The organism is Streptomyces sp. NPDC006879 (assembly GCF_042869595.1).
Lineage (GTDB): Bacteria > Actinomycetota > Actinomycetes > Streptomycetales > Streptomycetaceae > Streptomyces.
In genome coordinates, this window is record NZ_JBIAGC010000026.1 from 28,941 (window position 1) to 41,960 (window position 13,020).

Genomic DNA, 13,020 nt, shown 5'->3' on the forward strand with positions numbered 1-13,020 from the left:
TTTCGAGTTCCGCCCAGCTCGCTCCGCTGCCTCCGCGCCGAGTGCGGGAGCCGCTGTCGGGCGGTGGGACGAGCCAGCTGCGTCGACCAAGCGATCAGCCGTGAGCTGTGTGGGGGGCGGGGCCGGGCGGGTGGGAGGCGGCCGACGCCCCGGCGACTGCCGCCAACAGGGCCAGTGCCAAGACCAGGGCCGCTGTTGAGCCGTGGTGCAGCTGAAGGAGCCCACCCACGAGAGCGCCCGCGAACATCGCGACGACGGCCGCCAGTCGCCGCACGCTCGCTGGCCCCGGACGGTCGGCGGCGAGCCCGGTGAGGGTCATCGTCAGGACGGTGGTGGTCAGATCGGGCACGGCGAGTCTGCGGACGACGGCGTTCTGTAGCCCCATGCCCACGGCCAGTAGCACGATGACGGCGGAGCGGGGCAGTTGCGCCAGCACCGCGCCGATCGCGCCACCCACCAGGACGGCGTGGGCAGCGACGAGTGTCGTGAACAACCGCATCGGCTCGTTGAACCGGTGGGCCACGAAGCGGCCCCCGATCACAGCGCCGCAGACGAAGGAGGCAGCCGCCAAGGCAGAGGCGGTGGCGGACAGCTCGCGGTCACCGGCCAAGGCGAAACCCAAGAGCACGACGTTCCCCGTCATATTGGCCACGAAGACGTGGTCCAGGCCGAGAAAGCTGACGGCATCGACCGCTCCGGTGACGAAGGTCAGCGCGATGAGCAGCGGAGGGAGGACTCCATGCTGCCCCTTCGGGTCCTGGCCCGGGAACAGTCGCACCGCCAACTGGCGAAGCCGCGAGACGAGCCGTGAGTCCATCGTGTTTCCTAGCGGCGAGGCTCGGCTCCAGCCGAGGGGGAATCGCTTCCCCGTCCTTGGTGGTCATTACAGATCGGTGCGGGACCGTTCGTTGCGGTCCTCGACCACGGGCGTGGGGTACCCGAGGCGCGGAGCGGCCAAAGAGGTGTTCCCTGTCCCTGCCCGGCGCCGCACGCAGTGACGCAGCAGACTTAGCCCTTAGCCCTTAGCCCTTAGCCCCTGCCGCTGCTCGACGTTCCAGCGCCGATCCGAGCTGGCCCCGAGCGGACACCCCCAGCTTGGGGAAGAGCCGGTACAGGTGGGTGCTCACGGTCCGGTGCGACAGACCGAGGCGGCCTGCTATCTCGCGGTTGGAGAGCCCCTCAGCAGCCAGGCGCACGATCCGCTCCTCCTGCGGGGTCAAGGCATCCCGGGGCGCCGACCCGGTACGGCCCCGGGCCGCGCCGGTTGCTCGCAGCTCCCGGCGGGCCCAGGTCTCCCAGGGGTGCGCCTCCAGCGCGGTGAACGCCTCCCGCGCGGCGCGTAGCGCCGACCGGGACTCCCGTACCCGGCGCTGCCCCCGCAGCCTCATTCCGTGGGCGAGTCGCAGCCGGGCGTGCAGCAGCGGCGCGTCGCGGGGGTCTCGGGCCAGTCCGGCGGCGAAGGCCTCGTCCGCGAGGCGGTCTTCGGCCAGGAAGGCCCTGGCATGCGCCACCCCGGCAAGCAACACAGGGGAGCCGGTCGCGTCGGCCACCGGCTCCAGGACATCCAGCCAGGAGCGGGCTTCGGCGATCGGCCGGTCGCCGGCTCCGGCAGCGGCCTCGGCGAGGTCACCCAGTGCGCGGTGCCGGACGAAGGAGTGGTACACCGGGTCGGCGCGGTCGAACACCCGGCGCAGCAGCCCGTAAGCCCTCTCGTACTGGCGGGACGCCAGAGCCGCGAGTCCGCGGGCGGTCTGCGCCTCGGCGAGCATCGGGCCTGCTCCGAGGGCGAGGAGGGGCTCTTCCCCGAGGGCGACTTCGCTCGCGCAGCGCGCACCGTCTCCGAGGGCGGCTGAGGCCCGGGCGGCGATCAGATGGGCCATGGCCGTGTGGTGGACGAGACCGGCCTGTTCGGATTCCTTCACCGCAGTCTCGGCAGCGGCCAGCGCCTCCTGGTGCCTGCCGAGTTGGAGCAGCGTCACCGCGTGGGCTGTGAGCATCTCCACCCGTGCTGAGGTCCCGCCGCTGTCGGCCGGCATCCGTACGGCCACCTGAAGGAAACGATGGCTTTCGCGGAAGTCGCCGAGCGCGCAGGCAGCCAGTGCGTAGTTGGTGAGGTCGGGCAGTGTTTCTGCGGACAACTCGGTCACCTGTGAAAGGCGTGCCCGTACCTCCCGAGCGGTATGTACGGGCGCCGCGCAGGCGAGCGCTGACAACAGTCGGGCGTCTTCATGCGGCAGCTGGAAGCGTCCGGCGCTCTCTGCGACCTGCTTGCGCAAGCCGTCGTCGAGTCCTGTCCACCAGCAACGCTGCGCCGCCGCGTGCAGGTACTCCAGGGCGCACTCCTCGCGGCCCGATGCGCGCATGCGTTCCACGGCGCCCACGGTCTGAGCCACCCGGTCTTGGTCGCTCCACGGGCCGGTGCCCAGCACCTCCAGGAACCAGGCCAACTGGGCCCGGTCCACCGGGCGCAGCGGGAGCCGGCCAGCCTCGGTGAGCAGCCGACGTGCCCTCGGGAACCGGCCGGCCCCGACCGCGGCGTCGGCTGCCCGAAGGAGGAGCTCGCCGCGACGGCCGGGGTCGTCCGAGAACGCTGAGGCAAGGAGAAGGGTTTCCACTGCTGCCGAGCAATCGCCCCGGGCGCCGGCCCGCCGGGCGGCGGACTCCAGTGAGGCCGCGATGTCGGGGTCGGGTGGCTGGGAACCGCAGGCGTGATGCCACAGGGCACGATCCGGCTGCGTCGCCAACTGTTCGGCGAGGGCCTGGTGCGCGGCCTGACGGGCCGTCGGCCCCGCGCTCTTGCGGACGGCGGAGCGCATCAGCGGGTGGCGAAAGAGTAGACGTCCGCAACTCGACTCGACCAGCCCGGCGGTGGTCGCCACCTCGACCGCTTCGAGAGTGACGGGCTCCTGGTCGGGTTCGGCGAGGCGCTGGGCGGCGCCCAGAGCCTCGGCGAGGCGGTCTCCGTCGTTGAGGGCGGCGGCCAGGAGCAGGGAGCGGGAGCTCGCGGGGAGTCGGCCGTAGCGGTGGGCGAAGGTCTGCTCCAACCGATCGGACAGGGGCGGGCGTTCTTCACCGACCAGGTCCGGCCCCACTGGCGCGAGGGGGAGTTCGACCAGCGCAAGGGGGACACCGGCCGCTTCGCGCAGGAGGCGTTGACGCATGATCGCCAGGTTCGGTCGGGTCACCCGCAGGGCAGCCATGGCAGGTTGGGCGTCTAGTAGTCGACCTGCTGCTCCACCGGGCAGTGGTGTGAGCGGAAGCCGCTCCAAGCCGGTGTCGTCGAAGTCGTTGTCGGGCTGACCGTCGCGTCTGGCGATCAGCATCAGGACGGGTACCGGGCGCAGCCGACGGGCCAGGAACGAGATCGCCTGGGCGCTGGAGGCGTCCAACCAGTGCGCGTCTTCGACCACGACCAGGAGCGGGCGGGCGTGTGCGCGGTCGCAGAGGAGGGCGAGGGCGGCCATGGCGACCTTGAGTCGATCGGTCCGAACGCTCGACGCGGTCATCCCCAATGCGCCCGACAGGCAGTTGCGCTGGGCTTCCGGCAGCGTCTGAGCTTCGGGTAGCACGGGGGCGAGGAGTCGGCGTAGCCCTGCGTAGGGCAGCGGGGGCTCGGGCTGGATGCCGGCGACCTCCTTGGTGCGGATGCCGCGTCGCGCGGCCCGATGTAACGCGTGGCGGAGCAGTGCGGTCTTGCCGATGCCGGGACCTCCGCTCAGGACGAGCGATCCGCCGGTTCCGGGCAGCGCCGCCAAGAGCCGGTCCAGCACGGCGGTTTCCTCCGCGCGGCCCACTGGTTCGGCTTCGTCCGCCCGCATCGCTGTCCGCCTCCCGGGTAGGGGGCGGCGGCCCGGGCACGCCCCTTCGAGGCGGTTCACCCTACCGGGGCGGCGGCCCGGGAAGATCCCGAACGGCGGTGTAACCGGTAAGTACTTCGGGTGGGTGACGCCCCGCCGCGAAGGGCCCCCGTGGCGGGTGAGCGGCCGGTCCGCACGCCCGTCCGCGGACCGCAGGGCCGTCGGCGGGCAGGTTCAGGTGTCGGTCGGCACGCACAGCACTGGTAGCGGCGAGAGGTGGAGGAGCTTGTGGGGGGTCGAGCCGAGGAGGGCGCCCCGCATCGGGCTCTCGCCCCAACTCCCGACGACGATCACCCTTGCATGGTGCCGCTCGGCCGCTTCGAGGAGGGCCTGGGCAGGCTTCGCGTCGAGGATCTCCATCGCCGAGGGGACGCCGGCTTCGTCGGCGAGCGCCACCCCGTGGGCCAGCGCGTTACGTCCGGCCTGCCGGATCGCCTCCCGGTGGGCGCCGGCTTCCTCACCCATGCCGCCGGGGGCGGCGGCCCCGTACACCAGGACCAGGGCCTCGCCGAAGGCCGCCGCGATCTCGATCGCCACCCTCAGGGCCCGATCGGCGCCCGGCGATTCGTCGTATCCGAGGACCACGGACATCTCAGCCCTCCTTCGCCGAGCGCCGGTGGTCGACCAGAGCGGGGTCGACCACCCCACGGCGCTCCGTCCAGAAGAGCCCCGACCGCAGCCGCCAGTAGCACATGAACAGCACACCGACGAGGGCGATGCCGATGCCGATCACCAAGGGCGGCCCCAGCCCGAACCAGGAGACTCCGCTGTAGGAATTCGCCGGGTTGGACATGTCCCCGATCGATTCCACGAGCAGCCAGGCCAGCAGCCCCGCCCCCACCACCGGCCCGATGCCGATGAAGAACAGGTTGTGCAGGCTCTCGGTGAGGTGCCGACGGTAGTAGATGGCACAGGCGAGGCCCGTGAGCGCGTAGTAGAAGGCGATCAGCAGGGAGAGGGCGGTGAGCGAGTCGAAGAGGGCGTTCTCGCTGATCTGGTTCACCACGAGGTACCAGGCGATGGCGATGCCGGCTACCCACCACGTGCTGACCTCAGGAGTGCGAAACCGCGGGTTGATGTGGGCCAGCTTCGCCGGCAGCGCATGGCGTCGGGCCATCGAAAGGGCGGTGCGCGAGGCCGGGATGATCGTGGTCTGGGTCGAGGCCAGAGCGGAGGTGCACACGGACAGCAGCACCACCCAGTCCCAGCCTCCCATCACCTCGTGGGCGAGGACGGCGAAGACGGCTTCCTCCTCGTCGGCGTTCTCGGCGAGGAAGGCGGTACCGGCGTAGGCGACCACTGCGAATCCGACCGACAGGTACGTGACCAGCAGGATGACCGTGGACCACAGGCCGGCCTTGCCCGGAGCGGTCGCCGAGTTCTCGACCTCCTCCGTCAGGTTGACGGCCGATTCCCAGCCCCAGTACATGAACACGCCAAGCAACAGGCCCCCGGTCAGGGCCGCGCCGCCGGCCCCGAAGGGATTGAGCCAGTCGATGGCGGGCTTGATCTCGTCCAACGAGCTGCTGTCGGTGTACACCCGGTAGATCGCTACGGCGGCGAAGGCCAGGAGGAAGAAGACCTGGGCCAGGATCAGGACGTCCTGGAGGTGGGCGGACAGCTCGGTGCCGATCACACAGATGGCGGTCATCACCAGGATCACCAGGACGGTCAGACCCTGCCGGACCAGTTCGTTGGCGGCCCAGCTGTCGAGGCCCACGGCCAGCAGGCCGAAGTTCACCGCCACGTCGGCGAGCGACCCGATCACCAGCACGCCGGTCATCGTGATGGCCCAACCGCCGAGCCAGCCGGCCCAGGGGCCCATGGCCCGGGTCACCCAGGAGAAGGTAGTGCCGCAGTCCTGGTCGACCTTGTTGAGGTAGTAGAACGCGGACGCGATCAGCAGCATCGGGACGAACGAGGCCAGCATCACGCCTGGCGCGTAGACCCCCACCAGGGCGACGATTGGCCCGATGACGGCCGCGAGCGAGTAGGCGGGCGAGGTGGAGTTCAGGCCGATGACGAGTGCATCGAGGAAGCCGATGGCGTTCGCTTTGAGGCTGGTGGGCGGGCTGCCCGCGGGCGGGGTGCCGCCCGCGACTTCTTGAGCCATGGTCCCTCGCTTCACGCCGAGGCGGTTGAGGCCGATGCAGCACTAGGCATCTTCGCCCAGCGGGCAGCGCCTCGCACGGCGGCGGACGGCCGGAGCCCGCCGGCCCTCCGCTCAGGCGGGCACCAAGGGGGTGGTACGGGGCCGCCGCGCCGTATTGGTCCGCAGCTCCAGCAGCGTGCGGACGGTGGGCCATTCGCAGTCCAGGACGGAGTAGAAGGCCGTGTCGCGCACCTGGCCGTCGAGCCCACGCGAATGGGCCCGTCGTACGCCTTCGTGGGTCACACCGAGCCCTTCGACCGCTGCCCGGGACCGTAGGTTCCGGGCGTCCACGCGCAGGCTCACCCGCTGGACCCGCCAGTTCTCGAAGGCGTGGCGCAGCATGAGCAACTTGGCTTCGGTGTTGATGCCGGTGCCCTGTGCCCGCGGCGCCAGCCACGTGTTACCGATCTCGACCGCATCGGGTACGGCGGTGAGCGGGTCGCCGTAGGGGAGCCCGGGGACGGAGGGCCAGACCGGCGGTCCTTGCCAGTAGTCCAGTTCCAGGAAGCGGGTAGAGCCGACCAGCAGACCGTGGGGTGCGGTCATCACCGCGAAGGCCAACGCCCGCCCGGCCGCGTGTTCGGCCCTGGCCCGCTCGATGTAGGCGTGGGCAGCGGTCAGGCTGTGTGGCACAGGGGTGAACCCGTAGGTGGTGCGGTCCTCGCTGCCGGCTTCGGCCAGGGCTTCGGCGTGGTGTGCTGCGAGGGGTTCCAGCCGCACGCGGCGGCCGGTGAGGATGACGGGCACGGGCACGGAGCGCTCGGTCCTTCTGGGATGCTCTGGAGGGGTGGTCAGCAGTGTGCGACCAGGCCCTGCCGTGGTGGGTGAAGCGGAGATGAAAGCCGTACGACGGACAGGTGAACGGCGGCCCAGGGCCCTGCCGAGACCTCCGCCACGTGGGTGAATATTTAACGCTTCCGCCGGCTCGTTCAGAATTTCGATCCCGGGCCGGTGAACCGCCGTGCTAAGGTTGATCCCAGTTGCAGTTGTGGTTCCCATAGACTTCAAGTGCCTTTGATGACTCCTCGTCGTCAGGCTCTTTTTTGTTTTCGGTGCTTTTTTCCGGATGGGGCGATCATCGCGGCGACGCCGGAGCTCGCACAGTGCGAGCCTCCGGGCACTGCCTCGAAGGAGATTGAGCATGGCTACCGGAATCGTGAAGTGGTTCAACGCTGAAAAGGGCTTCGGCTTCATCGAGCAGGAGGGTGGCGGCCCCGACGTCTTCGCCCACTACTCGAACATCGCCACCCAGGGCTTCCGTGAGCTCCAGGAGGGCCAGAAGGTGAACTTCGACGTCACCCAGGGCCAGAAGGGCCCCCAGGCGGAGAACATCGTTCCCGCCTGACCACGAAGTCAGTGATGTAGCTGGGGCCCGCACGACCAAGTGCGGGCCCCAGCTCATTGCCGGTTCCGGGTTCTGCACTGCCTTCGGCCGGCGCATTTGAGTTTTTTATCAGGCACGTCTCCGCAATTTATCGGCTTATCTGTGCCGAGAATTCCTCGATACGCGCCCTATCGGGAAAGGTTCTCCATGAGTCGATCGGCCGGTGCGAACAACCGCTCCTCCCAGGCCCGCCGAGCAGGTCGCCCCGACCAGCGGTCGGCTGCCAACAGGCGACGGCCCTCGGCGCCGCAAGGAGAATTCGCCCTGCCGGTCACCACCACTCCGCCGCTGCCCGCCGTCACGGGCTTCGCGGAGCTCGACCTCCCGGCCGCGGTGATCGAGGTGCTCACCGGTCTGAACGTCACCGAGCCCTTCCCCATCCAGGCAGCAACGCTTCCCAACTCGCTCGCGGGTCGGGACGTGCTGGGCCGCGGGCGCACCGGGTCCGGCAAGACACTGGCCTTCGGTCTTCCGCTGCTGGTCCGCACCGCGGGCAGGCGGGCCGACTCCAAGGCCCCGCTCGCCCTCATCCTGGTCCCCACCCGGGAACTCGCCCAGCAGGTGACCGACGCCCTCACGCCCTACGCGCAGGCGCTGAAGCTGCGGATGGCCACCGTGGTGGGAGGAATGTCCATCGGTCGGCAAGCCCGTGCCCTGCGCACCGGTGCGGAGGTGGTCGTGGCCACGCCGGGGCGCCTGAAGGACCTCATCGAACGCCGGGACTGCCGTCTGGACCGGGTCGGGATCACCGTGCTGGACGAGGCCGACCAGATGGCCGACATGGGTTTCATGCCCCAGGTGATCGAGCTGCTGGACCTGGTGCGCCCGGGCGGGCAGCGGATGCTGTTCTCCGCCACCTTGGACCGCAACGTGGACCTGCTGGTCCGGCGCTACCTCAGCGACCCCGTGGTGCACTCCGTCGATCCCTCGGCGGGCGCTGTCACCACGATGGAGCACCACGTCCTTCAGGTCCACGCCGCTGACAAGTACGCGGCCACCACCGAGATCGCCGCCCGCGACGGCCGCGTGCTGATGTTCCTGGACACCAAGCACGCAGTCGACCAGCTCACCCGGCATCTGATGCAGAACGGTGTGCGGGCCGCGGCGTTGCACGGCGGGAAGTCCCAGCCGCAGCGGACCCGGACGCTGAGTCAGTTCAAGAGCGGTACCGTCTCCGTGCTGGTGGCCACGAACGTGGCGGCCCGCGGGATCCACGTCGACAGCCTCGACCTCGTCGTCAACGTCGATCCGCCCGCAGACCACAAGGACTACCTCCACCGGGGTGGACGTACGGCCCGAGCGGGTGAATCCGGCATCGTCGTGACGCTCGTGCTGCCACACCAGCGCCGTGACATGGCGAGGCTGCTCTCCGACGCCGGGATCACCCCGCAGGTCACTCAGGTCCGATCCGGTGAGGCCGAACTGAGTCGGATCACCGGGGCACAAGCACCCTCGGGGATCCCCATCGGCGGCAGCGGTCCCGCCACCGCCGAGCGGCCCGCACGGGGCGGGGCCCCCTTCCGCGGGATCGGGACCCGGCCCGGGCGCGCCGGAGGCGAGTCCCGCAGGGCAGCCGAGGCACGTCAGACGGCTGAGGCCCGCAGAGCGGCCCGGGTGCGGCGTGCTTCGTAGACCCGCCGTGTAGGCACACTGAGAAGGTCAGGCCGGTCCCGCCTAGCTGTGGAGGCACCATGCGTCTCGTCATCGCCCGCTATCCCTTCGACCTGACCAAGAGCGAGGTCGTCGAGGCGATGAAGGGTAAGAAACCTGAGTCGGTCACGGGAGACTGCGTGACCGTCGGCCGCCGGACCTACCCCGTCAAGCAGGTAGGCGAGGTGATCACGGGGCAGGACCGGCGCGATTTCAGTACGGGGGAGATCGTCCGAGCCCTGACCCGGCTGGGCTTCACCTGCCGGCCCGCTCCCGACCCGACGCCGCCGCCGAGCGACGGCTGAGGCCGCCGCACCTCCGCTTCGGCGATCGAGCCCCTGACGGGCGCCGGCGCATCCGGCCGGCGATCAGCCGTTCGCCGGGCTGCGGAAGGTGGGGTGCCGTCTCCGCCCCCGTCCTCACCGAGCCCCAAGGCACCAGCTACGGGACGAGGGCGGACCGCTGTGACGTGTCGCAGGTGCCCGCGGGGCTGATCGCCGCCGCGCCTTCATCCATCCGCTCAGTCCCATTCCCAGCGCATCGCGTGGAACCCGGGCACCGGATCCTGGACGACGAGTTGCGCCAGGCCCGCCGAGCTGATCCAGATCGGCTCGGGGTCGGGCTGGGGACCCGGGGCGGCGGTGCCCGCATAACGGTAGCAGCGCACCGGAACGGCATCGGGGTGGAAGGCCACCTCCAGGGTGTAGAGGCGGGCCGGCGCCGTGAATCCCCGCCCGCACTCCCGTGAGGTGCCGCCGTCCGGCGGGTAGTCGTACGTGTACTCGATCACCGTGGTCTCCCCGGCGGAGAGCACGCGGTCGAGGAAGAGCTCGATCACTGCCAACGGCACCGTCTCGTCCGTGCGGATCCGTCCCGGTCGGGCGTTGCGGACGCGACTGAGTACGGGCAGTCCTTGGGCGGGGTCGTCCCCCCTGGTGATGATCAGGCAGCGGTCCACCCGTTCCCGTTCCGCCCGAAGGACCAACGTGGTGCGGAACTGCAACTCCGCCCCGTTGGGGCCGATTTCGCAACGATCATGCGCTGAGAGGCGGGTGAGTCCGTCGTCCGCCGAGCCCATGTCGCCCAGCAGCCCCGGGAGGCTCTCGTAGCCCTGCCACAGTTGCTCCGTCTCCACGCCGGTCGCGACGCGGTTGGTCCACCGCCCACGTGGACGCTGCGGGCCGAGGAGGGAGACCAGCGAGTCCGTCGGCAGGCTGAGCATTTCCTCCAGCACCCGGACGGCCTGGCGGGACTGGGGGCGTTCCGGTCTGCTGCGCCCGCGCCTCCAATAGCTCAAGGTGGTGACGCTGATGGCGATGCCCCGTGCCGCCAGACGGTGCTGGATCCGGTCCATGCTCAGTCCGCTGGCTCGGATCGCGCTGTCGAGAGCCGCCTCGAACGGGCCTTTGCGTAGGGCTTCGCGCACTTCGTGGGAGCCCGGGGAGCGGGGCGGGAGAGCGGGGGCTGTTCGAAGAGACTCTGTTCTGCTGGTCATGGTCGCCTCCGGCCGGACATCACGCGCCCGATGGGCGGCGCGGCCTGTGACGGCACTGTCGCAGGAGCTGGGTGTGGGGATGGGGATGTTTGAACGTGGGGCCAATGAGATGGGTGTTTCACGTGGCGCGGGAGTAAATGGCGGTGAAGCGGGGCCACATGGTAACGAGGCGCGAGCCATGCGTACATCGTTGTTTCACCACGTGAACAGTTTTCTCCCGACCTCCTGGCCGCAACGGCCCCGGGCGCCCTGTCCCAACAGGCCGATGGGTCCAGTGCGCGCCGTTCACTGCGCTTCGTCCTTAACAGAGTTCCTACGGCGTTGACCTGGTAGGTCGTCAGAAGCCAGGCTCCGGGCCCATGAATCGATCCGTTCTCGTGGGACCGCTGGCGCTGGCCGTCAGCAGTCTCCTCATAGCCGGAGCGGGCACCCCCGCCACCGCGGCCGACTCCCCACGGCCGACCCCCCCGAAGGCGACCAAGAACGATGCCCTGCGCGATGCCGCCAGGGCGGTCTCGGACCACCCCGAGACCGTTCGCGCCAGTGAGCACGACACCTTCAAGTCCCGGGCCGTCGTCATCGACAAGGACGGCTCGCGCCATGTGCACCTCGACCGCTCCTACCGCGACCTCCCGGTCATCGGGGGCGACGTGGTCGTCCACTCTGCTCCGGACGGCAGCCTGCGCGAGACCAGCCTGACCCTGAAAGGCAAGCTGAACCTGCCCACCACCGCGAAAGTGAAGGCGTCCCGGGCCGAGGCCGTGGCCCAGAAGCTGTTCCGCGGCACTCGCGGTGAAACCGAATCCAACCTCGTGGTGGACGCCGTCACCGGCCAAACGCCGCGGCTGGCCTGGCAGGTCGTCGTTCACGGCATCGCCCCGGACCAGTCGCCCAGCCACTTCAACGTGCTCGTCGACGCTCGGACCGGCAAGGCCGTCCAGACCTGGGACGACTTCCACACCGCCAGCGGAACCGGTCACGGATACCAGGTCGGCGACGTCACCTTGTCGACCACCGCGGTAACCGGCGGATACCAGCTCAAGGACGCGAGCCGCGGCGGTGGCGAAACCCGCGACGCCAACAACAACGCCCTTCCCGACGAAGTGGCCGTGCCCTCCGGTTGGGGGTCGGCCCTCACGGACTCGGACAACGTGTGGGGCAACGGATCCCTTTCCGACCGCGCCACCGTGGCTGTTGACGCACACTACGGAGTGCAGGCGACCTGGGACTACTTCAAGAACGTCCACGGCCGCAACGGCATCAAGAACGACGGTGTCGGGGCTCGATCCTTCGTCCACTACGGCCAGAACTACGGAAACGCCGGTTGGGACGACGACGGATTCGCCATGATCTACGGCGACGGGGCGCCCGGACAGAAGCCCTTCACCCAAATTGACGTCGCCGGCCACGAGATGAGCCACGGAGTCACCTCCGCGACCGCGAACCTGGACTACTTCGGTGAGGCTGGTGGCCTCAACGAGGCCACCAGCGACATATTCGGAACGCTCGTCGAGTTCAATGCCAACAACCCCTCGGACAGCCCCGACTACCTCATCGGCGAGAAGCTCAGCACCAACGGCACTCCGCTGCGCTGGATGGACGAGCCCGGCAAGGACGGTCTCTCCCAGAACTGTTGGAGCACCAAGACCAAGTCCCTGAACCCGCACTATTCCTCGGGTGTCGGAAACCACTTCTTCTACCTGTTGGCCGTCGGCTCCGGCTCCTCCTCCTGGGGCAACAGCCCCACCTGTAACGGATCCACGGTCACCGGCATAGGCAACTCCGCCGCGGGCAAGATCTGGTACCGGGCTCTCACCGAGGGCATGACTTCGGCGAGCACCTACGCCGACGCCCGCACCGCGACGATCAAGGCTGCCATCTCCTACTACGGCGCCGACTCCACCCAGTGCACCGCCGTGGAGAAGGCCTGGAGCGCGGTCTCCGTCGCCGCCACCGCCACGACCTGTGGAACCACCGTGCCAGGTGGCTCGAACCTGCTGGGCAACGCCGGCTTCGAATCCGGCGCCACCACCTGGAGCGCGAGCACCGGTGTGATCACCAACAGTTCGGACGCCTCCGCACGCTCCGGCTCCTGGTACGCCTGGCTGGACGGGTACGGCTCCTCGCACACCGACACCCTGGCGCAGACCGTGTCGATCCCCAGCACCGCGACCGCCCCCAAGCTCTCCTTCTACCTGGCCGTCAGTACCGAGGAGAGCGGCTCCACCGTGTACGACACCCTCAAGGCGCAGGTCGTCTCGGGCAGTACCACCTCGACCCTGGCCACCTACTCGAATGCCACGCCCAGCGGGTACACCCTGCGTACGCTGGATCTGTCGGCGTACCGGGGCAAGACAGTCACGATCAAGTTCACCGGCACGGAGGACTCCTCCAACGCCACCAGCTTCCTCATCGACGACACCGCGGTGAGCAGTAGCTAAGGCGCGGCGATCCGCCCTCGCCGCCCGGACCCGCCTCGGGT

10 protein-coding genes are annotated in these 13,020 nt (G+C 69.6%); 4 read left to right on the plus strand and 6 right to left on the minus strand.

Translation table 11 applies throughout. The features are described 5' to 3' along the window. Window positions 1-94: 94 nt before the first annotated feature. From ACFYMC_RS19565 to ACFYMC_RS19585, 5 genes are all read right to left on the minus strand, one after another. Window positions 95-817 carry a YoaK family protein gene (locus ACFYMC_RS19565; protein WP_388526631.1) on the minus strand — a complete coding sequence of 241 codons (723 nt, stop codon included), beginning with the start codon at window positions 815-817 and terminating at the stop codon, window positions 95-97. A gap of 205 nt (window positions 818-1,022) precedes the next feature. Next, entirely contained in the window at window positions 1,023-3,818 is a 2,796-nt protein-coding gene (locus tag ACFYMC_RS19570) for an AAA family ATPase (RefSeq protein ID WP_388526634.1), read from the minus strand. Between the two features lie 213 nt (window positions 3,819-4,031). Then, window positions 4,032-4,448, minus strand: coding sequence for a universal stress protein (locus tag ACFYMC_RS19575; RefSeq protein ID WP_388526637.1), 417 nt, complete (start codon window positions 4,446-4,448; stop codon window positions 4,032-4,034). A gap of 1 nt (window position 4,449) precedes the next feature. Next, window positions 4,450-5,970, minus strand: coding sequence for an APC family permease (locus tag ACFYMC_RS19580; RefSeq protein WP_388526640.1), 1,521 nt, complete (start codon window positions 5,968-5,970; stop codon window positions 4,450-4,452). A gap of 111 nt (window positions 5,971-6,081) precedes the next feature. Next, a complete protein-coding gene (locus tag ACFYMC_RS19585; RefSeq protein ID WP_388526643.1) occupies window positions 6,082-6,762 on the minus strand; it encodes a GNAT family N-acetyltransferase in 681 nt (226 codons plus the stop codon). A gap of 388 nt (window positions 6,763-7,150) precedes the next feature. Between ACFYMC_RS19585 and ACFYMC_RS19590 the strand changes: the two genes are divergently transcribed. The 3 genes from ACFYMC_RS19590 (at window position 7,151) to ACFYMC_RS19600 (ending at window position 9,348) form a co-directional block, all read left to right on the plus strand. Continuing rightward, window positions 7,151-7,354 (plus strand): cold-shock protein, encoded by a 204-nt coding sequence (locus ACFYMC_RS19590; RefSeq protein WP_388526646.1) that lies wholly within the window; start codon window positions 7,151-7,153, stop codon window positions 7,352-7,354. 186 nt (window positions 7,355-7,540) lie between these two features. Next, entirely contained in the window at window positions 7,541-9,025 is a 1,485-nt protein-coding gene (locus ACFYMC_RS19595; protein ID WP_388526649.1) for a DEAD/DEAH box helicase, read from the plus strand. Between the two features lie 59 nt (window positions 9,026-9,084). Then, window positions 9,085-9,348, plus strand: coding sequence for an SCO5918 family protein (locus tag ACFYMC_RS19600; protein WP_388526651.1), 264 nt, complete (start codon window positions 9,085-9,087; stop codon window positions 9,346-9,348). A gap of 215 nt (window positions 9,349-9,563) precedes the next feature. On the opposite strand, the gene ACFYMC_RS19605 is transcribed toward ACFYMC_RS19600, so the two are convergent. Next, window positions 9,564-10,538: a hypothetical protein gene (locus ACFYMC_RS19605; protein WP_388526654.1), complete on the minus strand. Its 975-nt coding sequence runs from the start codon at window positions 10,536-10,538 to the stop codon at window positions 9,564-9,566. 359 nt (window positions 10,539-10,897) lie between these two features. On the opposite strand from ACFYMC_RS19605, the gene ACFYMC_RS19610 reads away from it, so the two are divergent. Continuing rightward, window positions 10,898-12,979 carry a M4 family metallopeptidase gene (locus ACFYMC_RS19610; RefSeq protein ID WP_388526657.1) on the plus strand — a complete coding sequence of 694 codons (2,082 nt, stop codon included), beginning with the start codon at window positions 10,898-10,900 and terminating at the stop codon, window positions 12,977-12,979. Window positions 12,980-13,020 lie beyond the last annotated feature (41 nt).

What these genes read in the sequence shown, in the direction of transcription:
- ACFYMC_RS19570 (WP_388526634.1), bottom strand. Translation starts at nt 3,818, where the DNA reads ATGCGGGCGGACGAAGCCGAACCAGTGGGCCGCGCGGAGGAAACCGCC.
- ACFYMC_RS19595 (WP_388526649.1), top strand. Translation starts at nt 7,541, where the DNA reads ATGAGTCGATCGGCCGGTGCGAACAACCGCTCCTCCCAGGCCCGCCGA.
- ACFYMC_RS19565 (WP_388526631.1), bottom strand. Translation starts at nt 817, where the DNA reads ATGGACTCACGGCTCGTCTCGCGGCTTCGCCAGTTGGCGGTGCGACTG.
- ACFYMC_RS19605 (WP_388526654.1), bottom strand. Translation starts at nt 10,538, where the DNA reads ATGACCAGCAGAACAGAGTCTCTTCGAACAGCCCCCGCTCTCCCGCCC.
- ACFYMC_RS19610 (WP_388526657.1), top strand. Translation starts at nt 10,898, where the DNA reads ATGAATCGATCCGTTCTCGTGGGACCGCTGGCGCTGGCCGTCAGCAGT.
- ACFYMC_RS19580 (WP_388526640.1), bottom strand. Translation starts at nt 5,970, where the DNA reads ATGGCTCAAGAAGTCGCGGGCGGCACCCCGCCCGCGGGCAGCCCGCCC.
- ACFYMC_RS19590 (WP_388526646.1), top strand. Translation starts at nt 7,151, where the DNA reads ATGGCTACCGGAATCGTGAAGTGGTTCAACGCTGAAAAGGGCTTCGGC.
- ACFYMC_RS19600 (WP_388526651.1), top strand. Translation starts at nt 9,085, where the DNA reads ATGCGTCTCGTCATCGCCCGCTATCCCTTCGACCTGACCAAGAGCGAG.
- ACFYMC_RS19575 (WP_388526637.1), bottom strand. Translation starts at nt 4,448, where the DNA reads ATGTCCGTGGTCCTCGGATACGACGAATCGCCGGGCGCCGATCGGGCC.